Origin of the sequence: Pseudomonas helleri, assembly GCF_001043025.1 — a bacterium.
In the GTDB taxonomy this organism is placed as follows: Bacteria; Pseudomonadota; Gammaproteobacteria; order Pseudomonadales; family Pseudomonadaceae; genus Aquipseudomonas; species Aquipseudomonas helleri.
The window spans coordinates 340,118-361,612 of the sequence record NZ_JYLD01000003.1; the positions used below are offsets into that span (position 1 = coordinate 340,118).

The window sequence follows — 21,495 nt, forward strand, 5'->3', positions numbered from 1 at the left end:
AAATAAAGGGACTCGCCACTGCACTAAATGCAGGGCGCAAGTATCCCCGGCGGCGTAATTAACAACCGTTATTCGATAATGGGGTCGTGCTATTCAACGACTGTTTGGCGTAAGGCTTCAGCCCACGCCTGTTTCGTCACGTCCGTTCAGACGCCTTGCTCTGCCACTGCCAAACACCGCCAGCGGGCGATGAAGCGCTGAGTCCAAGGCTGAAAAGGTCTGTGAAATACGAAGGGAAACTACAGGGCAAACGCTGGCGACCGGGCTTTGTGCCGGGCCGGGCTGGCCACGAGAAGGCAGGTTCTCGATTGACAGCAGCTGGACATACGCTCTACGAATCCATTCGTTAACCATGGTGAACACACCCAGACAACGCGTAATAATTAAAACCGTCAGGTGGACGACTTCCAAGTTCTATGCCGATACAGCTCTGGCAATGCAGGGACAATACTAGCCATACAGCCGACAATTTCAAAACAGGCTAATTCCCTCTTTTGCACCCGATGAGTGCACGCACATTCAACGCGTATTGAATCACCCGCCACTGACAATCCATGTCACACCAACGCACACAGCATGATAATAAAACGCACAGCGCGTGATAACGGAACACACACTCAATGCATTATTCATACTTCTTTATTTTTTTATAAAAAAATATAAAAACAATGGAGTTATAACTTTAGTATGAATGTACCGCGTTATCCGTGAGTCTTCATAAAATCAATAAACACGCGAACTTTCAGGGGCAGATGACGGGTGTCGGGGTACAGCGCATAGATGCCTTGGCGCGTGAGTTGCCAGCCGGGCAGCAGATGCACCAGCCTGCCGGCCTGCAAATCGTCCTCGATCAGCCAGTCCGGCAAAATCGCCACGCCCTGCCCGGTCAAGGCAAACGCCTGCAGCACCGATGAATTGTCGGCCTTGATCCGCGCATTGGCCGGGTTGGGTTGATAAGGCCGGACGCTGCCGCTGCTCAACTCGGTAATGCTCAACTCACCGACCCGCCCATGTTCCAGCCAGGGTGCTTGTTCAAGGGCTTGCACGCTGTTGATCGGCGCCAGGCTGGCAACAAAGCCCGGCGAGGCCACCGGCAGAATCTCAAAGGTGCGCAACTGCACGGCGCGATGGCTGGAGTCGAGCACGCGGCCCAGCCGCAGGGCCACGTCAAAACGCTCTGAGATCAGGTCTGCATGGGTCGAAGAGGTCGATAGATGCACGTTCAGTTCAGGGTGTCGGGCGCGAAACAGCTCCAGCGCAGGCACCACTTTGGCCAACGCGTACTCCACCGTGGTGGTGATGCGCAGCGTGCCCTTGAGTTCGGTGTGTTCACTGCGCGCCTCGTCAATCGCCAGCCGCGCTTCTTCGAGCATGCTCAGGCAGCGCACATAGAAACGTTCGCCCGCCTCGGTCAGCGCCAGCCGCCGGGTGTTGCGGATGAGCAACGTCACCCCGAGCTCAGCCTCCAGGCGTTTGATGTTGAAGCTGACCACGGCCCGGGTCTGGCCCAGCAAATCAGCGGCTGCGGTCAATGAGCCGGCTTCGACCACGGCTTTGAAGGTGTCGAATCGATCGAGGCTGACCATGGTTAAACCCGCTGACTGTCAAAATATTTTTGACAATCTAGCAGGGCGCAGGCCATTTCTCTAAAGGAAAAAGCGACTTACTGTGCAGGCTCTTTCAAGGAACCCCACATGGCTTATCGCAACAAACTCGCGCTGATCTATGTGCTCGGCTTTGCACTGGACCTGGTCAACATGTTCGCCGCATCGATTGCCTACCCGCAGATCGGCCAGATGCTGCACGCCTCGGTCAATCAACTGGCCTGGATCGGCAATGCCTACATGCTCGGCCTCACGTTGATCATTTTGCCCAGCGTGTGGCTGGCCTCGGTGTTTGGCGAGAAACGCCTGATTCTCGCCTCGCTGCTGGTGTTCAGTGTCGCGTCGTGGTGTGTCGCCCAAGCTGGTTCAATCGAGGCGCTTATCGGCTGGCGCTTGCTCCAGGGTCTGGGCGGCGGGTTGTTGATCCCGGTCGGCCAGGCCATGGTCTACCGGCACTTTCCGGTGCGTGAGCGGGCACGCCTGACATCGGTGATTCTATTGGTCGCGCTGCTGGTACCGGCGTTGTCACCGGCACTGGGCGGTTGGGTCGTGGAGTACGGGTCATGGCGCGGGGTGTTCTACGCCAACCTGCCGCTGGCATTGCTGGCTCTGGTGCTGGCGTGTGTGTGGATCAAAGCCGAACCACGCCCCACCGAGCGCCCGGCACTCAACCTCAACAACTTGGCAACCGGCGCCCGCAGCATGGGCGGCTTGCTGAAAAGCCCGCTGCTGCGCGTCGCCATGCTGATGTACCTGTGTGTGGCGGGGATTTTTATCGGCACCCAACTGGTGAGTATTTTGTATTTGCACCAGTTGGGCTTGAGCCCTGCGCAGACCGGCGCCCTGATGCTGCCGTGGGCGCTGGCGTCGGCGCTGGGCATTATGGTGAGCCGTTATCAATTCAACCAACTGGGGCCCAAACCCTTAATGCTGCTGGGCATGGGTGCGCAAGCCTTGGGCATTGGTTTACTGATTCAAGTGGACAGTTCACAGCTGTGGCTGGCGATCCCCCTGTACGCACTGATGGGATTTGGCGGCAGCCTGTGCAGCAGTACCGCGCAAAACACCGCGTTTATCGATATAAGGCCCGAACGCATGGGGCACGCCAGCGCGCTGTGGAATATCAACCGCCAGTTGAGTTTTCTGCTCGGTCCAGCGCTGATGATGGCGTTGTTCGCCGCCTTGAGCACAATCACCTCGACGCCCCACGCCTTTGCCCTATGCTTTGCCATCGGTTGCGTATTAACCCTGGCGCCGCTTATCCCCGTGTTACGCCTCAATACACCACACGTGCTGGCCTTGCTGGCGCCCTGACCTGGAAACTGTGATGACTGATTATTCGAGCTACTTCGACCTTGTAACCGAAACCCACGTTGAGATTGAAGGCTGGTTTTCCGGCCTGGAACCGGGCGTGTTGCCGGTGCTGCTTGCCCGTTTCTCTGCACAGTTTTCGATGATCACCCCGACCGGCAAAGTGCTGGATGCCAATGGTGTCGAAACGCTGTTTGAGCAACTGCGCGGGGCCCGCCCGGGGTTAAAAATCACCCTCAGCGAATTCCAGGGCATCGCCTTGCACGCAGAAGGCGCGGTGGTCAGCTACCGGGAGCTGCAAGAAGAACACAACGGCACCCGCACCGACCGCCGGGCCACCGTGGTGTTTGAGCGCGACGCCAGTGGCAAGGTGCTGTGGCGTCATTTGCATGAGACGTTTAGCGCGGGTTAAGCGGGTATTTACCCTATTGCCAAAAAATTGTAGGAGCGAGCTTGTCTCGCGATCTTTTGATCTATTGCTCGCAGATACCCATTGCGGCGTTTAAAGCCTTTTGGATAAAAATCAAAAGATCGCGAGGCAAGCTCGCTCCTACACAGTTGTGCAGGTTATTTATCGGTTTGATCAACAATCACGGTGCAGGTGGTGCCCGCCGCCAGCAGGAAGCCGTCCGGTATTTCGTCGATGTGGATGCGCACCGGCACACGCTGGGCCAGACGCACCCAGTTGAAGGTCGGGTTGACGTCCGCCACCAGTTCGCGGCTCTCGGGGTTGTCGCGGTCGTAGATACCGCGCGAGATGCTTTCTACGTGGCCTTTCAACACTTCGCCGCTCATCATTTGCAGCTCTGCGGTGTCGCCAACGCGAATGTGCGGCAGTTTGGTTTCTTCGAAGAAGCCGTAGACCCAGAACGAATCTTTGTCGATCACGGCCATTTTCGGATCGCCGACCCGTGCGTAGTCACCCGGATGCACGTTGAGGTTGGTCACGTAGCCATCAACGGTGGCCACGACTTTGGTGCGTTTAAGGTTGAGCTTGGCCGCGTCCAGTTGCGCCTGTGCGTGCTGGTAATCAGCCAGGGCTGAATCGGCAATGTTACCGGCGTCGTCACGGTTTTCGCGGGAGATCACCAGGTTGTCCATGTCGGCCCGGCGACGGGCGTTCTGTTTGCGCATCTCCCAGGTGGCCTTGCGTGAAGCCACCAGCGACTCGGCTTGTTTGACGGCAATTTCGTAGTGCTCCGGGTCGATTTCCAGCAGTACATCGCCCTTTTTCACCAACTGGTTGTCTTTGACCGGCACGTTGACCACGTAGCCGTTGACGTCTGCGGCCACGTTGATGATGTCGGCGCGGACCCGCCCGTCGCGGGTCCACGGGGTGTTCATGTAATGCTCCCAGAGGGTGCGGCCGATCCATATCGCAAGGGCCAGAACCAGCAAGGTGGCAAGCAGGCTGAAGAACTTTTTCATCGGATCAGTCTCAACGGTAAACAGTGAGCGCCATGGCGCCAAAAAGACAAATGAACAGGCTCAGGCGCAGCAGCGCCGGGTGCCAGAAGAAGCGGTACAGGTCGTAGCCGGAAAACAGTCGGTCAAAGCCCCATGCCAACCCCGCCGCGATAAAAAACATCAGGGTCATGGTGGGCATGTAGACGCCGTGGAAGGCGATTTCACGAGGCATGTTCAAGTCCTTGCGGCTGGGCAAAATGAGCCAGCGGCGATTGCGGGTCGAGCAGTGAGGTACGAATAAAGTGCAGGTAGCTTTGCACCCGGACCAACGCCGAGGTGTCGAAATTGCGCGCGAAGGGTTCGTCGGCGGCCTGCACGCGGCTGATGGCGTGATCGACCGCAATCAGCGCGCGCTCAAGGTTGTTTTCGCTGGGGGCGATAAACAAACGCACCAGCGAACGACCCATCACGCGGATGGCTTGGCGCCAGGGCTGCGACTCGGCATACGCCGGGTGAATCGGCAAAATCGCCTGTTCTTTACGCAGCTCAATGATCGCGTGGCCCACTTCCAGCACCACAAACATCCAGCGCAGCAGTTCGCGTTGCACTTTGGGCTGGCCGGCAGCCAGGCCATACGCCTGGTGCATCAGGTCGCGGGTACGGCTTTCGAGGCTGGAGCTCAAGCCGCGCAACTTGGCGCTGATGGCATACACCACTTGTTCACGCAGGTCTTGTTCCAGACGGCTCCACAACCAGTGGCTGTTGGGCGGCAGAATGATTGCCCCGGCCGCTGCGCACACCAGCATGCCCATGACCATGGCGATGTAGTCGTTGATGAACTGGTACGGGTTGTAGATCGTCAGGTTGTCAGGGACCGAACCGGTGCTGAAAAAGATCAGTAAGCCAAGCCCGACGCCCACGTAGTTGGCCCGCGAGGTGAGGAACGAGCCGAACACAATCACCGGGGTCAAGACCAGGCACAGCAGCGGGAAACCGTCGATGTGCGGCAGCACAAAGAACATTTCGACAAAGCCCACTATCGCGCCGATAAAAGTCCCGCAGGCCATTTGAAAGGCCATGCGTTTGGGGTTGGGCGTGGCCGCTGACAAGCCGACCGTGGCGGCGGCAATCAGGGTCATCATCGCCCCGCTCGGCCAGGCCGTCAGCACCCAGTAAGTGCCCAGCACCACCAGGATAAAGGCCGCGCGGATCCCTGAAGCGGCCGCCGACCACCAGTTGGTTTGCGAGATAAAGGGTTGGTCCCAACGCTCACGTTCGTGGGTGTGGTCGGCCAGCGACGCATGGGTCAGCGCGTAGTTGTGTAAATCATCGACAAAACGGAACAGCAGTTCGAAGGCGGTGTTGAAGTCGAGAAACTCGGTGTCGCTGGGCTGGTTTTCCAGAAAGCTCACCCGCAGTGCGCGGACCTGGGCCGGCAAGCGAGTCTTGAACTCGGCCAATTGTTCGGCCAGCACCACGGCGTCTTTGTCGGTCAAGGAACGGCCCGAATAGGCCTCCAGCAACTGCGCGAGCAACTCCATCTCAGGCTCGACCACCGAAATCACCGAGCCCACGCCCCGCGAGCGTAACCGCGCCAGCAGTTGATGCAAGGCGTTGAAGCGCGTGGTCACAGCCATGAACTCACTGTTGAGGCGGCTCAAACGGCCGCTGCGCCGACGCATGTGCGGGTCTTCGAAAACCGTCACGCTGCGCATGCCTTCCAGGCCCACGCTCTCGCCGATAAAGCGCACGTTGCTGGCTTCATAGGCTTCTTGGGTCGACTGGCCGCGCAGGCCTTCGGCGACAAACCCGGCAAACACGCCAAAGCGCTTGTACAGCGCGTCATGCATCGCTGCCCCGGCGGTTTTCGGCAGGATCGCGGCGCTGACCACGGTTGAGCACAAAATGCCCAGCGAGATTTCCAGCACTCGCCATACGGCGGCCATAAACGCCCCGTCCGGGTGCGCCAGGGCCGGCAGGCCCACCATGGCGGCGGTGTAACCGGCCAGGACGAAACCATAGGCGCGGAAGTTACGGCAACGCGCCGCACCGGCCGAGCAGATACCCACCCAAATTGCCAGCGAACCGAGGAACAGCACGGTGTTTTGCGCAAACAAGGCGATCAACGCCACCATCACTGCCGAACCGGTCAGGGTGCCTAGAAACCGGTAAAAGCTTTTGGCGAACACTTGGCCGCTTTGCGGCTGCATCACGATAAACACGGTGATCATCGCGGTGCGCGGTTGTGGCAATTCCAGACGCATGGCCAACCACAGGGTCAGAAATGCGGCAATCAACACTTTGAAAATATGCACCCAGGTCACGCCATCGCTGCGTGCCCAGTCAAAAAAGCCTCGGCGCCATTCCAGCGAATACAGCCAGCGTACCGGGGCGGGCAAGTGGTTCATCTACAGGCTCTCAAAAGTGTGAAACCGGAACTCGTCGCAGGAGCTGCCGAAGGCTGCGATCTTTAAAAGATCGCGAGGCAAGCTCGCTCCTACAGGGTGGGGGCGCTGCGTCATTTATTGAACAAGGCCATAACCGCCCCAGGTTTGTTCGGCGCATAACGGTCGTCTTTGGGGACGTCGCTGCCTGCTTCCAGGCCCCCGCCCAATGCCGTCACCAATTCTGCGTGAGCACTCAAGCGCGCCGCCTCGACTTGCTGCTGGACTTCTTGCTGATGGAACAGCAGGGTCTGCGCGTTGAGCACATTGAGGTAGTCGGTGAGGCCGCGCTGGTAGGCGATCATGGCGATGTCATAGGTTTTCTGCGCCGCTGCCACCGACTCGGCCGCGAACACTTGCTGCTTGTCCATGGACTCGCGTTTGATCAACTGGTCAGAGATGCCTTTGAGCGCGTTGACCAGGGTCTGGTTGTACCGGGCCACCGCCAGGTCATAACCGCCCGATGCCGCGCCCAACTCTGAGCGCAAGCGGCCGCCATCAAAGATCGGCAAGGAGATCGCCGGGCCGACGTTGTAGCTCATTTTCTGCGCCGTCAAAAAACCCAGCGCGGTGCCGCCTGTGGCCATAAAACCAAGGCTGCCGACCAAGTCCACGTTCGGGTAGAAATTGGCGTGGGCAACGTCGATGCCCCGGGCTTGCGCGGCCACTTCCCAACGGCTGGCAACCACGTCCGGGCGCTGGCCGAGCAATTGCGCAGGTAACGTCGATGGCAGTTTGAGCACTGTGTTCAACGCCAGGGTCGGGCGTTTGAGGCGTGCGCCCTCGCCCGGGCCTTTACCGGCCAGCGCGGCCAGTTGGTTACGCGTCAGGGCGATTTCTTCTTCCAGTGCGTCGATCTGGCGATGGGTTTCGGGCAGCGGCGCTTCAGCTTGACTGACTTCAAAATGGGTGCCGATGCCGCCGTCCAGGCGTCGCTGCGCCAGGTCGCGGATCTGCTCTTGCTGGTGCAGGGTCGATTCAACAATGTCGAGTTGCGCGTAGTGCAGCGACAACTGGATGTAGGTGCGGATCACATTGTTCTGCAACTCCAGTTGCGCCTGGCGCGCCTCGGCCACGCTCATGTGGGCCATGTCCACCGCTTGCTCGGTGGTATTGCTCTCACGGCCCCACAAATCCAGCGCATAACTGAAGCCTAACTGGGCGTTGTTGTCCCACGTATTGGCACTGTCCAGACCACCGGGACCATAGAACTGGTCCGACGGCCAGCCATGTCGTTTGAGCGCCGCTGTGCCATTGACTTGCAGGGACTCGGCAGACTCGGCCACACCGGCCATGGCTTTGGCCTGCCGCACACGGGCGGCGGCGATTGCCATGGTCGGGCTACCCTGTACAGCCAGGCTGATCCAACTGTCCAATTGCGGGTCGCCATAAGCGCGCCACCATTGGGCTGTGGGCCAGTTTGCGTCTTGCGCGGCGCTTTTAATCGCCTCGTCAGTGGCCAGGGTATTGGCATTGAGCATTTCGCCCTTGGGGGCAATGCCGCCGAAACCGATACAGCCATTTAATGCCAACGATAAAGCCAGAACACTGAGGGCTTTAAGCTCTCTGCTGATGCGACGCTGCACTGCTGCAAATTCCTGACATGAGGGGAGGTTTTTCGAGATAGATAAGTCTATGGCTTGGCAGGGGCAACGATAAGCTGGCATAACTGTGATTCTTTATTACCGTTCACAGAATAATCCGTAAGTCGCATGAGATCCGCTCAGTAAATCCTGAAACTTCATGTCACAATTTGTCGCTGTCTCCTTTGTTGCTGTCCCCTATACCGCCCTGAGAGCACTTCATGGACACTTTGCAAAACATGCGCGCCTTCAGTTGTGTGGCCGAAGCCGGTAGCTTTACCGCCGCGGCCGCCATGCTGGACACCACCACCGCTAACGTCTCGCGCGCGGTCTCCAACCTTGAGGCTCACCTGCAAACCCGCTTGCTCAACCGCACCACCCGGCGCATTGCCCTGACCGAAGCCGGCAAGCGCTATTTGCTGCGTTGCGAGCAAATCCTGGCGTATGTTGAAGAAGCTGAAGCCGAGGCCAGCGATGCGCACTCGCGCCCGGCCGGGCAACTGAAAGTGCACACCATGACCGGCATTGGCCATCACTTCGTGATCGACGCCATTGCCCGCTATCGCAAGACTCACCCGGACGTCACCTTCGACCTGACCTTGGCCAACCGTGTGCCGGATTTGCTCAACGAGGGCTACGACATTTCGATCGTGCTGGCCACCGAACTGCCGGACTCGGGTTTTGTGTCCCAGCGTTTGGGCATTACCTACAGCATCGTCTGCGCCTCTCCCGACTACGTGAAAGCCAACGGCAAAGCGCTCAAACCCAGCGACTTGCTCAACCACGCCTGCCTGCGCCTGGTCAGCCCGGTGATTGCCCTGGACAAGTGGGTGTTCGAAGGCCCCGAAGGCCAGGAAATGGTGTTGATCAATTCGTCGCCGTTTTTGGTCAACTCGGCCGATGCCATGCGTAACGCGATCATCAGCGGCATGGGCGTGGGCGTTTTGCCGCTGTACTCCGCCATCGAAGGCCTGCGCAACGGCACACTGGTGAGGATATTGCCGCAGTACCGTTCGCAAGAGCTCAACCTGTACGCCATCTACCCGTCGCGCCAATACCTGGATGCGAAGATCAAAACCTGGGTCGAGTTCCTGCGCGGCACGCTGCCCGAAATACTGACCGCGCATCAGGTAGAGCTGGCTACGTACAGTTAAGGCGAACGGTGGGAGCCGGCTTGCTCGCGATGCAAGCAATGCGGTCTTTCTGGATACGCTCAGCGCCCCTATCGCGAGCAAGCCCGCTCCCACAAAAGCTAATCAGGGCTGCACAATTTCAGCGGGAATGTTAGCGTGCTTACATTCCCGACAGCCGACGAGCCTTGTACCGATGAGTCTTTCTAATACCAAGAAAACCGTACTTGCCTTCAGCCGCGTCACGCCAGCAATGGTCGAGCGCCTGCGAGAGGATTTCAACGTCATCGTGCCTGACCCCAAGCTGGGCGATATCAATGCTCAGTTTGAGGAAGCCCTGCCCCACGCCCATGGCTTGATCGGCGTTGGCCGCAAGTTGGGTCGCAAGCAGCTGGAAAACGCCAAGAACCTTGAAGTGGTGTCCAGCGTGTCGGTGGGTTACGACAATTACGACGTCGATTACTTCAACGAACGCGGGCTGATGCTCACCAACACCCCGGACGTGCTGACCGAAAGCACCGCCGACCTGGGTTTTACCTTGATCATGAGCGCCGCGCGCCGTGTGGCAGAGCTGGACGCCTGGACCAAGGCTGGTGAATGGAAAGCCAGCGTAGGGCCAGCCTTGTTCGGCACCGATGTGCACGGCAAAACGCTGGGTATCGTCGGCATGGGCAATATCGGTGCCGCCGTTGCCCGTCGTGGCCGCCTGGGTTTCGGCATGCCGATTATGTACAGCGGCAACAGCCGCAAGACGGAACTTGAGCAAGAATTGGGCGCACAGTTCCGCACGCTGGATCAGTTGCTGGCCGAGGCCGACTTCGTCTGCCTGGTGGTGCCACTGAGCGAGAAAACCAAGCACTTGATCAGCGAGCGCGAACTGAACCTGATGAAGAAAAGCGCGATTCTGGTGAACATCTCCCGTGGCCCGGTGGTGGACGAAGCGGCGCTGGTTCAAGCCCTGCAAAACAACACTATCCGCGGTGCAGGGTTGGACGTGTACGAGAAAGAGCCGCTGGCCGAATCACCGTTGTTTGCCCTGAAAAACGCCGTGACCTTGCCGCACATCGGCTCGGCCACAGAAGAAACCCGCGAAGCCATGGCCAACCGTGCGCTGGCCAACCTGCGCAGCGCCTTGCTCGGCGAACGCCCGCAGGATCTGGTCAATCCGCAGGTATTCAAAGGCTAACCCTGTATCCCCCAATCAGTCCCCTCTCCCTCCGGGAGAGGGGACTGATTGGGGCTTTTGATCTTCAAAGGCAAAAGCCCGCGCCTGAAATTTAACGTTATCAGGCCAGTTTGGCTGTCATCGGCACGGGCTTGGGTTTGCGAAACACCAGCACATTGCCCAGCATCACCAGAACCAGCCCGGCCAGCGCGGGGGCTGTCCACTGGTAGCCTTCGACAAACGCCGACACGTTTAGCGCCACCAGCGGGAACAGCACCGTGCAATACGCCGCTCGCTCCGGGCCCATGCGCCCGACCAGGGTCAGGTACGCGGTAAAGCCAATCACCGAACCCGGAATCACCAGGTACAACAGCGAGCCGATGTAGCGCGTGTTCCACTCCATGTCGAACGGGATGCCGTTAAACGCGCAGTACACCGCCAGCATGCTCGCGCCATACAACATGCCCCACGCATTGGTGGTCAGCGGCTTGAGCCCGGCTTTTTGTTGCAGGCTGGAGAGCATGTTGCCTGCCGAAAAACACATCGTGCCGATCAGCGCCAGGCCCAACCCCAGCAAGGTTTGTGGTGTCGCGGTGTGCCCGCTTAATTCAGGCCAGAACAGCAGCGCCAGACCGAGCAAACCCAATGCTCCGCCGGCAATGACGTTACGGGCGATTTTCTGTTTGAAGAAGACCCGCGCATTCAAGGCGTTCCACAGGGTAGCCGTGGAGAACACCACCGCAATCAACCCCGTCGGCACCCACTGGCTGGCGGTCAAAAAGCACATGAAGTTCACGCAAAACAGGCACAAGCCCTGAGCCAGGCAGATCAAGTGCCCGCGCTTGTTCATCATTTGCAGCTTGCGACTGAGCAACAACACGGCAAACAACACCAGCGCCGCCAGCCCAAAGCGATAAACGATCGACACCGGAATGGCGACAACGCCCAATTGCAGTTTGAGGGCGATCCATGTGGTGCCCCAGATCAAAACCGTTAACACATACAAAAACAGATTCATGGCGCACTCCCGTCAATGGCTTGCAGTGTGTGGCCCTGCGTTGTGCGGCACTTGCAGATTCTTGCGCTTTTATTTACCCGGGGCTGGCAGGCGGCCTGTGACGGAGTAGGATGCAAGGCGTTGGAGAATTGACCATGCACACACTGCACACCCTGCACGTTTTTCAAGCCATGGGCAGCTCGCCCAATGCCCGGCTGGAGCACAGCGCCGAACTGGGTGACGGCATGGCTGCGGCGTTGTGGAGCAACCATCACGACGCGCGCAGCTACGAGGCGCCGACGCATCACACCTTGTCGTGCTATATCTCGGGCGGCACGGGCACCTTTCGTCGGGAAAAACCGGGCAGCAAAGGCTCGCCGGGCAAGCTCTGTGTGCTGCCCGCCGAACATCAATCGTCGTGGATCATCAATGGCGAAATTCGCCTGGCGCACGTGTATGTCAGCCAGGAGCAATTCGCCCTGGGTTGCATCACCCTGCTCGACCGCGAACCGCGCAGCCTGCAACTGCGCGAAATCACCTTTCAAGAAGACGAGCAGCAAAGCCTGCGCTTTCATCAGTTGATCAACCTGAACTGGAGCGAGCCGGGCGAACGCCTGCTGACCAGCAGCCTGGCCAGCACCCTGCTCGACCATGCGTTGCTCAATCAGGTGGGGATGCGCGACGGGCTGCAACTCAAAGGCGGGCTGGCCGCCCATCAGCGTCGCCACTTGGTTGAGAGCATTGAGCATTCATTGGCCGAGCCGCTCAGCATCGGGCAACTGGCGGCGCAATGCGCGCTGTCGCCCTACCACTTTGCGCGCATGTTCCGTGAAAGCTTCGGTGTGCCGCCGCATCAATACGTGCTAGCCCGACGCATGGCCCGCGCGCGTGAGTTACTGCGCAACAGCTCGCTGGCGCTGGGCGACATCGCACTGGCCTGCGGCTTTGCCAGCGCCAGCCATTTCACCAACCGGTTCAAGCAAAGCATGGGCGCCACACCGGGGGAGTACCGGGCGGCTTTCATCCCATAACCTGTGGGAGCGGGCTTGCTCGCGATTGGGTCTCTGCCCGGACATCCGCGTCGTCTGCATCGCGAGCAAGCCCGCTCCCACCCAAGGCCATAACCTGCGGGCTTAAAACTCCAGGGTGCTGGACAGGGTGAACTGGCGCGAATCTCCGATCGAGACGAAGGTACGGCTGGCCGCCGAGGTGTAGTAAGTGCGGTCAAACAGGTTTTTGACGTTGAACTGGAATTTGACCTTTTGCCCTTCAATGCGGGTGTCGTAGGTGGCGAACGCATCGGCCACGGTGTACGACGGCAGGTCGAAGTCGTTCAGCGCATCGCCCGCCCGTTCGCCCACATAACGGGCACCCGCGCCGACCCGCAACTTGTCACCGCCAATGATGCTGCCGAAGTCATACACTGCCGACACCGAGCCGCTGTTTTTGGCCACGTTCTGCAAGCGCATGCCTTGGTAGGTGTTGTCTTTGGTCACTTCAGCATCGGTGTAGGCGTAGCTGCCAATCAGGCTCCAGTTGTCACTTAACTGGCCGGTGACGTCCAGTTCCAGGCCGCGTGAGCGAACCTGGCCCGCCGTCGAGTAAACAGTGTCTGCGCCCACGGTTGTCGACACCAGTACGTTGCGTTTTTTAATGTCGTACAACGCCACCGTGCCGGTAATGCGTCCCGGAATGTCCAGCTTGGCGCCCAGTTCCCACGACTTGGACTGCTCAGGGGCAATGGCCGAATCGAGTACCACGCCGCCATCCAGCGGGGCGATGCTGGAGTTGGGCTTGAACGATTCGGTGTAGCTGCCGTAGAACGACAACTCATCGGTGTAGCGGTACACCAGCCCTGCACGCGGAATCCATTTAACCCCGTTGGTATCCGTACTGGCTTTGAACGGGATGGCTTTACCCGCCAATTGGTCGTACTTCTGGAAACGCGCACCCGCCACCAGAATCCATTGATCGGTGAGGTGAATGGAGTCTTGGGCAAATAACGAATCGCTGCGCAACAGGTCGGTCTGATTGCTGTCCTTGGCGCTGACCGTGGTGCCCGCCACTTCATTGCCGTACACCGGATTGAGGTAGTTGAAGGTGGACTTGCTGTTTTGGCGGATCAATTCAGCACGGTAGATTTTGCGGTATTCGTCATCCAGGCCAAACACCAGGTCATGCTGCATACCCGCCGCCTGAACCTTGCCTTGCAGGCTGACTGTAGAAAAGCGGTCGGTGGTGAGGGCGCCCTTGGTGCCGTCCATGCTGCGAGTCAGGGTACCGTCCGAGTTGACCTTGGTCACACGCACTTGGCTGGCGTCGTAGGTTTCGCGGTTCCAGCTGTAGCCGAAGTGGGCTTTCCAGTCGTCGTTGAGGTCATGATCGACTTCAAAGCGGTACAGGTCCGAACGTCCTTCCATGTTGTTGAAAGGCTCATCCAGACGGCGCGTGGCCGGGATGTCCAGCGGATGGTTAGTCGCAGGGTTGATCGCCGTGCCACGGTCAAATGGCGAGAGGAATTCGCGGTGTTCGTAGGCCATTAACACTTGAGTGTTGTCGCCGTACCAAGCCAGCGACGGCGCCACGAGGGTTTCGCGGTGCACGCCAAAGTTGCGCCAGTAATCTTCGTCTTCGTGGTCGACGATCATCCGGTAAGCCAGCCCCGAATCACCCAAAGGCCCCGTGCTGTCCAGGCTGCCACCGCTGCCGTTTTTACCCGAGCCATAGCTCGAGCCGCGCACGGTCACGGCGTTGTACTGCTCCAGCAACGGTTTTTTGCTGACCACGTTGACCACTCCGCCCGGGTCTTGAATGCCGTAGAGCAACGAAGCCGGGCCTTTGAGCACCTCGACCCGCTCAGCGGTGGCATTCAGCGCCCGCCCCTGCACGATAGGCATGCCGTCGCGCATGATCGAGCCGTCGCGGTTGTCACCAAAACCGCGCTTCATCACCGAGTCCTGGGTGCTACCCAGCGTATTGCCCTGGGTGATGCCGCTGATATTGTTCAGCGCGTCATCGAGGTTGCGCGGCGCCTGATCGCGAATCACCTGCGCGGGCACCACGTTGATGGTTTGCGGGGTTTCCATGGACGAACCCGTGCCGCGCATCACCGATGACGTGGCGGGAGGCTGATAGGTGGTGTCGTTTTGCATCTGCGAGGTAATGCTGGTCGCCCCCAGATTCAGCGCATCCCCGGTCGGCTGCGGCTCAAGGGCGTAGGTGGTGGCGTCAATACGGCGGACGTTGAAGCCCGAATGCGCCAGCAATTGCTGCAAAGCCTGATCTGCACTCAGGCGACCTTTAATGGCCGGTGCTTGCAGGCCGAATGGCGCCTCATCGGTGTAAACCACACTGAGGCCGGTCAAGCGGCTGAAATCGTTTAATGCCTGGGGCAACGCCTTAGCCGGCAGATTGAAATCAAACAGCGCCACGGGTTGCTGCTGCGCAACGTCTTGCGCCAACGCCACGCTCAACGGGCTGAGTGCCAGACCTGCCATCACCAACGCAGACGCGCCCATCCACTGCTTTACCGAACCGCCTGCCGCCGACCTTGCCCTGGACTTCATGCTCATGACCTGTGTATGACTTGTTACGGAATACGAATTTTTCGCATTTTCAAGCACTACACGGATGGGCTCAGGGTTTACCTCACCTGTTGTTGAAAAATAATTTTAAATCTCCTCTCAATCCGCACTGTGCGTGTTGCACTTCAATTCAATAAGCGCCCGCATATCGGCCATTACTTGATCGTGCGGGACTCCGGGGCCTGGATCATCCAGCGCGGCTTGTACCTTGGCGTGAAACCAACGGTCATAACTGGCCGCCTGCTCTTGGGTTTCGAACGTTTTAGCAGCGGACTCTGCAACACAGTGCGTATGTTTGGCGCTCATGGGGGAGCCCTCCGCGTGAATGTTCGTGAGTCTAATCCGTACCTGATTCACTGTCGTTGCCGGGCCGATGAAGGGGGTGAACCAGATGTACTCAGGCTAGGCTTGAGAATCGGCTTTCACAAGCAAGGCACGCCGCTTTGGCTTGAGAGAAAAGTCCGGTAATCAGCGCAGAACAATCACCTTCCCAAACAGGTTGTGCTGTTCAAACCCGAGCACGCCTTGCAGGGAATTAATCACTGTTTGCGGGTCCTGGCTGGGGAAGCTGCCGCTGATACGCCGTTCACCCAACTGCGCATTCAGCAGCACAATCTGCCCGGGGTAATAACGCTTGAGGTCGGCCACGACATCGGCCAGCGGGGTTTTGTAGTACGTCAGCCAGCCCGTGCGCCAGCCCAGTTGTGCAAGGCTGTCGACGCGGTGCACGGTGTCTGCCGTGCCTGCGGCGTAGGCCACTTGTTGATCAGCGGTAAGAATCTGCTGCGGCGCCTGTTTGTCAGCCTTGACCCCGACCCGCCCGGACAACACCGTGACCTGCGCGCCGCCAGGCTGTAAACGAACCTCAAACTCGGTGCCCAACACCCGCGCTTCGCCGCCGTCGGCATCCACCACAAATGGCTGGCCGGTGTGGGTGACGTGAAAAAACGCCACGCCCCGGCGCAATTCGACATGTCGCTCGTTGCCACTGAAGTTCACAGCAATGGCGCTGTCGGCGCCCAGCGTCACTTCGGATTGATCGGCCAGGGTCAAGGTTCGCACTTGCCCCGGCGCACTGACGTAATCGGCCCCCAGATCATTTAGCCAGCGCATGGGTTGCCAACCGGCGAACACCCCGACCATCAGCAACAGGCAGGCTGCTACGGCGAGGCCGCTGGACCAGCGTGCCAGGCGATGACGGCGGCTGACGTTCATCTGCGACAGGTAGCGCTGCATCACCAGCGCTTCTTCATTGGCCAAGGTGCTGCCCGCCACTTCGCTCAGTTCCCACACCACTTGCGCCTGCGCGTAGGCCTCGGCATGGGCCGGGTCTGCTTGCAGCCAGCGGCTGAAGGTGGCCTGGTCGCCGCTTTCGGGCTGGTCATGCAGCACGCTCAGCCATTGCAGCGCGGTGCGCTCCTGCTCGGGTGTCACCTGGATCTTCGAATGTTGAGTCACGATGCTGTCCCTGGCGGCTCTCGCAAGCTGGCCTTGCAGGCCTCTAGGGCGCGCATCATATGTTTTTCGACGGCACTTTGGGACACGCCTGTGACCTTGGCGATCTCGGCATAGGTGCGGCCATGGATGCGATTGAGCAAAAAGATGTGCCGGGTGCGCTCCGGCAGGCTGCGCAAGGCCGCCTCGACCTGGCGCAAATCATTGCCCGCCTCCAGCGCCGCCTGCGGCTCACAGCCTTGGGCGTCAGGCTCGGTCTGCCAATGCTGGTTGAGCCGGTCGCGGCTGCCTTCGCTGCGCAGATGGTCGATAGCGATGTTGCCCGCGCAACGCAGCAAATAAGTGCCCAGTTCCTCAACCTGAACCAAGGGCCGACGCCAGAACCGCAAAAACAAATCCTGAACCAGATCGGCGGCCGTGGCCCGGCAGCCCACGCGGCGGCTGACCAGCGCTTCCATTTGTGGGCGCTGGGATAAAAACACCTGCAGAAAATGCGCACGTCCATGGCGCGATTCACTGCCAGGTCCATCCTTGAGTTCGGGAGGGTTCATGGGCGTCGAGGCGGGAAGTCAAAAAGAAGGCGGATATTAATGATAAATATTCTCATATGCAAAAGCAGATGACGGGCTGTGCTGAATCCTTTGATCAAGGGTGATTGCTCAATCCAATCCCTCGCTACTACAATGCGAACAATTCTTGTTCTCTAAAGCGTCTTCTGCGCAGCTGGAGTGGTCGTTGCCCCCGTCAAACACCGTCGAGGTTCTCTATCAGGACCACCACAGCTGGCTCACCGCCTGGCTGCGGCGCAAGCTGGGTTGCCCGCAAGGCGCTGCCGATCTGGCGCAAGACACCTTTATGCGGCTGCTGACCGCCCGCGAAACACCGACCATTGCCGAACCCCGGGCTTTTTTGACCGTGGTTGCCAAGCGCGTGCTGTTTAACCACTATCGTCGCCAGGAGCTGGAGCGCGCCTATTTGCAGGCGCTGGCAGAGCTGCCCGAGACGCTGGTGCCGTCTGAAGAAGACAAAGCCATCATCCTGCAAACCCTCGCCGAGCTGGATCAATTGCTCGACGGCCTGCCCTCGCCGGTCAAGCGTGCCTTTTTGCTGGCACAGGTCGATGGCCTGAGCTATGCCGAGATCGGCGCGCAACTGGGCATTTCGATTGCCACGGTTAAACGCCACCTGAACAAAGCCGCCCTGCGCTGCTACTTCGCCCTGTGAACGGCGCCTTTAATCATCCGCCAGACATCACCCCGGGGGTCGCCGAGCAAGCGGTGAGCTGGCTGGTGGAAATGCAGGGCGGCGCGCTTAGCCCCCGGCGCCAGCAAGCCTGGGAGCATTGGCTACAGGCCCACAGCGAACACCAACGCGCCTGGGAGCATATTCAGCGGGTCAACCAACGCTTGCGCGGGCTGTCCTCGCCCCTAGCCCACGCCGCGTTGAACGCGCCGAAAAGCAGCAGCCGTCGCCACGCCCTCAAGCTGTTGCTGTTGTTGGGCGCGGGCTCGGCACTGACCTACGGCCTGCGCGACCAATTGCCGATCACCCCGCTGCTGGCGGATTACAGCAGCCCGGTCGGCCAGCGTCGCAAAGTGCAGTTACAAGACGGCAGCCTGATCCAGCTCAACACCGCCAGCTCGGTGGATGTGAACTTCAACGCCCAGCAGCGCGTGATTCGTCTGCTGGAGGGCGAGATGCAGCTGATTACCGCTAAAGATCCCCGGCCTTTGCAGGTGCTCACCGCCGATGGCCTGTTGCAGCCGCAGGCCGCGCGCCTGAACCTGCGCCAATTCAATAACCGCACCGAACTGGCCGTGTTTGATGGCCGGGTCGCGCTGTCACCGGCCGATCACACCGGCGGCCCGTTGTGGGTAAACGCCCATCAGCAAGTGAGCTTTAACCGCTTGGCCTGGAGCACTCCGCAGGCGCTGGACGCTGGCAGCGGCGCCTGGACTGACGGCATGCTGGTGGCCGCACACATGCGCCTGCAAGACTTTCTGGCCGAACTGGGCCGCTACCGCCGCGGCCAACTCAATTGCGACCCTAAAGTCGCTGAGCTGCTGATCTCCGGCACTTACCCGATAGACGAGAGCGAGCGGATCCTTAGCCTGCTGGAAATCAGCCTGCCGGTGCGGGTCAGACGCTTTACGCGGTACTGGGTGACAGTCGAGGCACGTGCGTAACCCCCTGTAGGAGCGAGCTTGCCTCGCGATCTTTTGATCTTTTAAAAGATCGCGAGGCAAGCGATGTGTGCTTATTTCAAAAAACGTGAGCTGTTTTTAAATCTGGCGTGACAGAGAAGGTAAGCCACTTCGGTTATCCCTTCTTCTCAGGACTTTTTCATGCCCGCTCAGCCGTTCCGTCTTACGTCCCTGGCCAGTGTGTTACTGGGTGCCAGCCTCAGCTTCAACGCCGTTGCCGAGGCTGACGCCAAGCACTATCACATCGCACCCTCCTCTCTGGAAAACGCGCTGAATCAGTTTGGACGTGAAGCCGGGGTGCTGATTTCGTTCAGTTCGGCCGCCGCCAGTGGCCTGCAAAGCCACGGCCTGGAAGGTAACTTCAACCCGGAGCAAGGCTTGCAAACGTTGCTCGAAGGCACCGGCCTGCAAGCCCGTTCAGAAGGTGAAGGGGCCTTTAGCCTACAACCGGCACCCGCTGCTGACGCCCCGCACAGTATCGAATTGGGCGCTTCCAGCGTGGTCGGTGACTGGCTGGGCGATGCCGAGCAAATCAATGTGTTCGAGCATCCGGGCGCCCGTGACGTGATCCGCCGCGAAGAGTTCGAACGCCAGGGCGCCACATCTGCCCGCGAGGTGCTCAACCGCATCCCCGGCGTCAACGCCCCGGAAAACAACGGCACCGGCAGCCATGACATGGCCCTCAACTTCGGCATACGCGGCCTCAACCCGCGTCTGGCTACGCGCTCGACGGTGTTGATGGACGGCATTCCGGTGCCGTTTGCGCCGTACGGTCAGCCTCAGTTGTCTTTTGCCCCGGTAAGCATGGGCAACATGGACGCGGTGGATGTGGTGCGCGGCGGCGGTGCCGTGCGTTATGGCCCACAAAACGTGGGCGGCATCGTCAACTTTGTGACCCGCGCGATTCCCGTGGAGCCGACGGTCAAAGTGGGCGTTCAGACCGAAACCAGCCCGTCGTCCACCCAGGACGGCTTCAAGAAAACCGCCAACCTGCTGGCAGGCGGCACGGCCGACAATGGCCTGGGCGGCGCCGTGCTCTACTCCGGAACCCGTGGCAGCGACTGGCGCGAACACAGCGACACGCGCATCGATGACCTGATTCTCAAGGGCAACTACCAACTCGACGAAGCCAACAGCTTCAACGCCATGGCTCAGTACTACGACGGCGAGGCGCAAATGCCGGGCGGCCTGAGCACCGCGGCTTACAAGGCTGACCCGTATCAATCGACCCGCCCGAACGACAAGTTCTGGGGCCGTCGCACGCTGGTTAATTTTGGTTATCGCTACCAGGAAGACCGCCGCGAATTCACGGTGAACAGCTTCTTCACCAAAACCCTGCGCAGCGGGTATCTGGATCAAGGCACCTTCCTCTCGCTGTCACCCCGCGAGTACTGGGTGCGCGGGGTTGAAACGCGCCTGGCCCAAGGCTTTGACCTGGGCAGCAGCGTGCACGAAGTGGGCGTGGGCTATCGCTACATCAACGAAGCCGGGCACGAGTTGCGCTACCGCACGCCTATCGCTGACAACCAACTACCGACCACCAGCAGCCGCAACGACCGCGACACCCGCGGAGCCACCGAAGCGCACGCCTTTTTCATCGACGACAAAATCGATATCGGCAAGTGGACATTCACGCCCGGCATTCGCTACGAAATGATCGAACAGCAGCAAACCAATCTGCTGACCCACGTGAAATATAAAGGCGATTACAACACGCCGCTGCCTGCACTCAACGTGATGTACCACGTCACCGACAGCTGGAATATTTACGCCAACACCGAAGGTTCATTCGGCAGTGTGCAGTACAGCCAGATGCCGAACCGGGTCACTGGCGGCGAAGTAAAACCTGAAAAAGCCCGCACCTGGGAACTGGGCACACGCTACGACAATGGCAACCTGCGCGCGGAGATCGGCGCATTTCTGATCAACTTCAACAATCAATACGACAGCAACCAGACCACCGACACCGTGATCGCCCGGGGTAAAACCCGCCATCAAGGCATCGAAGCCAGCGTCAACTATGCGCTCGAAGGCTTGAGCCCTGAATTGGCCGGTTTCGACGTGTATGCCACCTACGCCTATGTTGACGCGACCATCCGCGAAGATGGGCCGAACAAAGGCAATCGCGTGCCGTTCTCCTCGAAAAACAAAGGCAGCCTTGGCGTTGCTTACACCCAAGGCCCGTGGAAGGCCAATCTGGACAGCACCTTCCAGAGCAACCAGTTCGCTGACAACGCCAACACCCGCACTGAAAGCGCTGACGGCAGCACCGGCCTGATCCCCGGCTACATGCTGTTCAACACCCGCGTTGGCTACGATTTCGGCCATCAACTGTCTGACCTGAACGTTGCCGTCGGGGTTAAAAACATCTTCAACCACGAGTACTACACACGCTCATTTGACGACAACAACAAGGGCAAATACGTGGGCGAACCTCGCACCGTGTACGTCCAGACCTCTGTTGCATTTTGATATAAATCGGCCATGGCCCGCCCATGCGGGCCTTTGCCCCTGTCAAAGACTGACGCGGATCAGGGCCAATGATTGTTCCTGAAAATAGTGCTTGAAATATTTGCTCATCGGCTCAAACACTGTAGGTGAGCGCTGACGA

General features: G+C 59.5%; 18 protein-coding genes. 8 read left to right on the plus strand and 10 right to left on the minus strand.

Annotated features, from left to right (window positions below):
• Positions 1-701: 701 nt before the first annotated feature.
• Positions 702-1,586 carry a LysR family transcriptional regulator gene (locus TU84_RS06945; protein WP_048368252.1) on the minus strand — a complete coding sequence of 295 codons (885 nt, stop codon included), beginning with the start codon at positions 1,584-1,586 and terminating at the stop codon, positions 702-704.
• A gap of 108 nt (positions 1,587-1,694) precedes the next feature.
• On the opposite strand from TU84_RS06945, the gene TU84_RS06950 reads away from it, so the two are divergent.
• Complete coding sequence (locus TU84_RS06950; protein WP_048368254.1) at positions 1,695-2,918, plus strand: MFS transporter; 1,224 nt, start codon at positions 1,695-1,697, stop codon at positions 2,916-2,918.
• Between the two features lie 13 nt (positions 2,919-2,931).
• Positions 2,932-3,327 (plus strand): hypothetical protein, encoded by a 396-nt coding sequence (locus TU84_RS06955; protein WP_048368255.1) that lies wholly within the window; start codon positions 2,932-2,934, stop codon positions 3,325-3,327.
• A 155-nt stretch (positions 3,328-3,482) separates the two neighbouring features.
• Here the strand turns inward: TU84_RS06955 and TU84_RS06960 are convergent, their stop codons facing one another.
• The 4 genes from TU84_RS06960 to TU84_RS06975 all read right to left on the minus strand — a co-directional run bounded on the left by TU84_RS06960 (position 3,483) and on the right by TU84_RS06975 (position 8,352).
• Positions 3,483-4,343 (minus strand): efflux RND transporter periplasmic adaptor subunit, encoded by an 861-nt coding sequence (locus tag TU84_RS06960; RefSeq protein ID WP_048368256.1) that lies wholly within the window; start codon positions 4,341-4,343, stop codon positions 3,483-3,485.
• Positions 4,344-4,353: 10 nt separating this feature from the next.
• Positions 4,354-4,554 carry a DUF1656 domain-containing protein gene (locus TU84_RS06965; RefSeq protein WP_048368258.1) on the minus strand — a complete coding sequence of 67 codons (201 nt, stop codon included), beginning with the start codon at positions 4,552-4,554 and terminating at the stop codon, positions 4,354-4,356.
• Entirely contained in the window at positions 4,544-6,730 is a 2,187-nt protein-coding gene (locus TU84_RS06970) for an FUSC family protein (protein WP_048368259.1), read from the minus strand. Before TU84_RS06970 ends, TU84_RS06965 begins: the two co-directional genes overlap by 11 nt.
• A 110-nt stretch (positions 6,731-6,840) precedes the next feature.
• Positions 6,841-8,352 carry an efflux transporter outer membrane subunit gene (locus tag TU84_RS06975; RefSeq protein WP_048368261.1) on the minus strand — a complete coding sequence of 504 codons (1,512 nt, stop codon included), beginning with the start codon at positions 8,350-8,352 and terminating at the stop codon, positions 6,841-6,843.
• A gap of 218 nt (positions 8,353-8,570) precedes the next feature.
• Here TU84_RS06975 and TU84_RS06980 point away from each other — a divergent pair, with 218 nt between their 5' ends.
• Positions 8,571-9,503: a LysR family transcriptional regulator gene (locus tag TU84_RS06980; protein WP_048368263.1), complete on the plus strand. Its 933-nt coding sequence runs from the start codon at positions 8,571-8,573 to the stop codon at positions 9,501-9,503.
• A gap of 172 nt (positions 9,504-9,675) precedes the next feature.
• A complete protein-coding gene (locus TU84_RS06985; protein ID WP_048368265.1) occupies positions 9,676-10,665 on the plus strand; it encodes a 2-hydroxyacid dehydrogenase in 990 nt (329 codons plus the stop codon).
• Between the two features lie 100 nt (positions 10,666-10,765).
• Here TU84_RS06985 and TU84_RS06990 read toward each other — a convergent pair whose 3' ends face one another.
• On the minus strand, positions 10,766-11,662 hold the full coding sequence (locus TU84_RS06990; RefSeq protein ID WP_048368266.1) for a DMT family transporter: 897 nt from the start codon (positions 11,660-11,662) through the stop codon (positions 10,766-10,768).
• A 134-nt stretch (positions 11,663-11,796) separates the two neighbouring features.
• Here TU84_RS06990 and TU84_RS06995 point away from each other — a divergent pair, with 134 nt between their 5' ends.
• The gene (locus tag TU84_RS06995; RefSeq protein WP_048368473.1) at positions 11,797-12,672 is read left to right on the plus strand and encodes a helix-turn-helix domain-containing protein; all 876 of its coding nucleotides are present in this window, start codon (positions 11,797-11,799) and stop codon (positions 12,670-12,672) included.
• Between the two features lie 102 nt (positions 12,673-12,774).
• Here TU84_RS06995 and TU84_RS07000 read toward each other — a convergent pair whose 3' ends face one another.
• From TU84_RS07000 to TU84_RS07015, 4 genes are all read right to left on the minus strand, one after another.
• Positions 12,775-15,207, minus strand: coding sequence for a TonB-dependent siderophore receptor (locus tag TU84_RS07000; RefSeq protein ID WP_048368267.1), 2,433 nt, complete (start codon positions 15,205-15,207; stop codon positions 12,775-12,777).
• 117 nt (positions 15,208-15,324) lie between these two features.
• Positions 15,325-15,531, minus strand: coding sequence for a type II toxin-antitoxin system RelB family antitoxin (gene relB / locus TU84_RS07005; protein WP_048368269.1), 207 nt, complete (start codon positions 15,529-15,531; stop codon positions 15,325-15,327).
• Positions 15,532-15,693: 162 nt separating this feature from the next.
• Positions 15,694-16,683 (minus strand): FecR family protein, encoded by a 990-nt coding sequence (locus TU84_RS07010; protein WP_048368271.1) that lies wholly within the window; start codon positions 16,681-16,683, stop codon positions 15,694-15,696.
• The gene (locus TU84_RS07015) at positions 16,680-17,231 is read right to left on the minus strand and encodes an RNA polymerase sigma factor (protein WP_048368273.1); all 552 of its coding nucleotides are present in this window, start codon (positions 17,229-17,231) and stop codon (positions 16,680-16,682) included. Before TU84_RS07015 ends, TU84_RS07010 begins: the two co-directional genes overlap by 4 nt.
• A gap of 184 nt (positions 17,232-17,415) precedes the next feature.
• On the opposite strand from TU84_RS07015, the gene TU84_RS07020 reads away from it, so the two are divergent.
• The 3 genes from TU84_RS07020 (at position 17,416) to fecA (ending at position 21,356) form a co-directional block, all read left to right on the plus strand.
• Positions 17,416-17,904 (plus strand): sigma-70 family RNA polymerase sigma factor, encoded by a 489-nt coding sequence (locus TU84_RS07020; RefSeq protein WP_048368275.1) that lies wholly within the window; start codon positions 17,416-17,418, stop codon positions 17,902-17,904.
• Complete coding sequence (locus TU84_RS07025) at positions 17,901-18,866, plus strand: FecR domain-containing protein (RefSeq protein WP_048368276.1); 966 nt, start codon at positions 17,901-17,903, stop codon at positions 18,864-18,866. Before TU84_RS07020 ends, TU84_RS07025 begins: the two co-directional genes overlap by 4 nt.
• A gap of 159 nt (positions 18,867-19,025) precedes the next feature.
• Complete coding sequence (gene fecA / locus TU84_RS07030; protein ID WP_048368277.1) at positions 19,026-21,356, plus strand: TonB-dependent Fe(3+) dicitrate receptor FecA; 2,331 nt, start codon at positions 19,026-19,028, stop codon at positions 21,354-21,356.
• Positions 21,357-21,495 lie beyond the last annotated feature (139 nt).

What these genes read in the sequence shown, in the direction of transcription:
- TU84_RS06945 (WP_048368252.1), bottom strand. Translation starts at nt 1,586, where the DNA reads ATGGTCAGCCTCGATCGATTCGACACCTTCAAAGCCGTGGTCGAAGCC.
- TU84_RS06950 (WP_048368254.1), top strand. Translation starts at nt 1,695, where the DNA reads ATGGCTTATCGCAACAAACTCGCGCTGATCTATGTGCTCGGCTTTGCA.
- TU84_RS06955 (WP_048368255.1), top strand. Translation starts at nt 2,932, where the DNA reads ATGACTGATTATTCGAGCTACTTCGACCTTGTAACCGAAACCCACGTT.
- TU84_RS06960 (WP_048368256.1), bottom strand. Translation starts at nt 4,343, where the DNA reads ATGAAAAAGTTCTTCAGCCTGCTTGCCACCTTGCTGGTTCTGGCCCTT.
- TU84_RS06965 (WP_048368258.1), bottom strand. Translation starts at nt 4,554, where the DNA reads ATGCCTCGTGAAATCGCCTTCCACGGCGTCTACATGCCCACCATGACC.
- TU84_RS06970 (WP_048368259.1), bottom strand. Translation starts at nt 6,730, where the DNA reads ATGAACCACTTGCCCGCCCCGGTACGCTGGCTGTATTCGCTGGAATGG.
- TU84_RS06980 (WP_048368263.1), top strand. Translation starts at nt 8,571, where the DNA reads ATGGACACTTTGCAAAACATGCGCGCCTTCAGTTGTGTGGCCGAAGCC.
- TU84_RS06985 (WP_048368265.1), top strand. Translation starts at nt 9,676, where the DNA reads ATGAGTCTTTCTAATACCAAGAAAACCGTACTTGCCTTCAGCCGCGTC.
- TU84_RS06990 (WP_048368266.1), bottom strand. Translation starts at nt 11,662, where the DNA reads ATGAATCTGTTTTTGTATGTGTTAACGGTTTTGATCTGGGGCACCACA.
- TU84_RS06995 (WP_048368473.1), top strand. Translation starts at nt 11,797, where the DNA reads ATGCACACACTGCACACCCTGCACGTTTTTCAAGCCATGGGCAGCTCG.
- TU84_RS07000 (WP_048368267.1), bottom strand. Translation starts at nt 15,207, where the DNA reads ATGAAGTCCAGGGCAAGGTCGGCGGCAGGCGGTTCGGTAAAGCAGTGG.
- relB (WP_048368269.1), bottom strand. Translation starts at nt 15,531, where the DNA reads ATGAGCGCCAAACATACGCACTGTGTTGCAGAGTCCGCTGCTAAAACG.
- TU84_RS07015 (WP_048368273.1), bottom strand. Translation starts at nt 17,231, where the DNA reads ATGAACCCTCCCGAACTCAAGGATGGACCTGGCAGTGAATCGCGCCAT.
- fecA (WP_048368277.1), top strand. Translation starts at nt 19,026, where the DNA reads ATGCCCGCTCAGCCGTTCCGTCTTACGTCCCTGGCCAGTGTGTTACTG.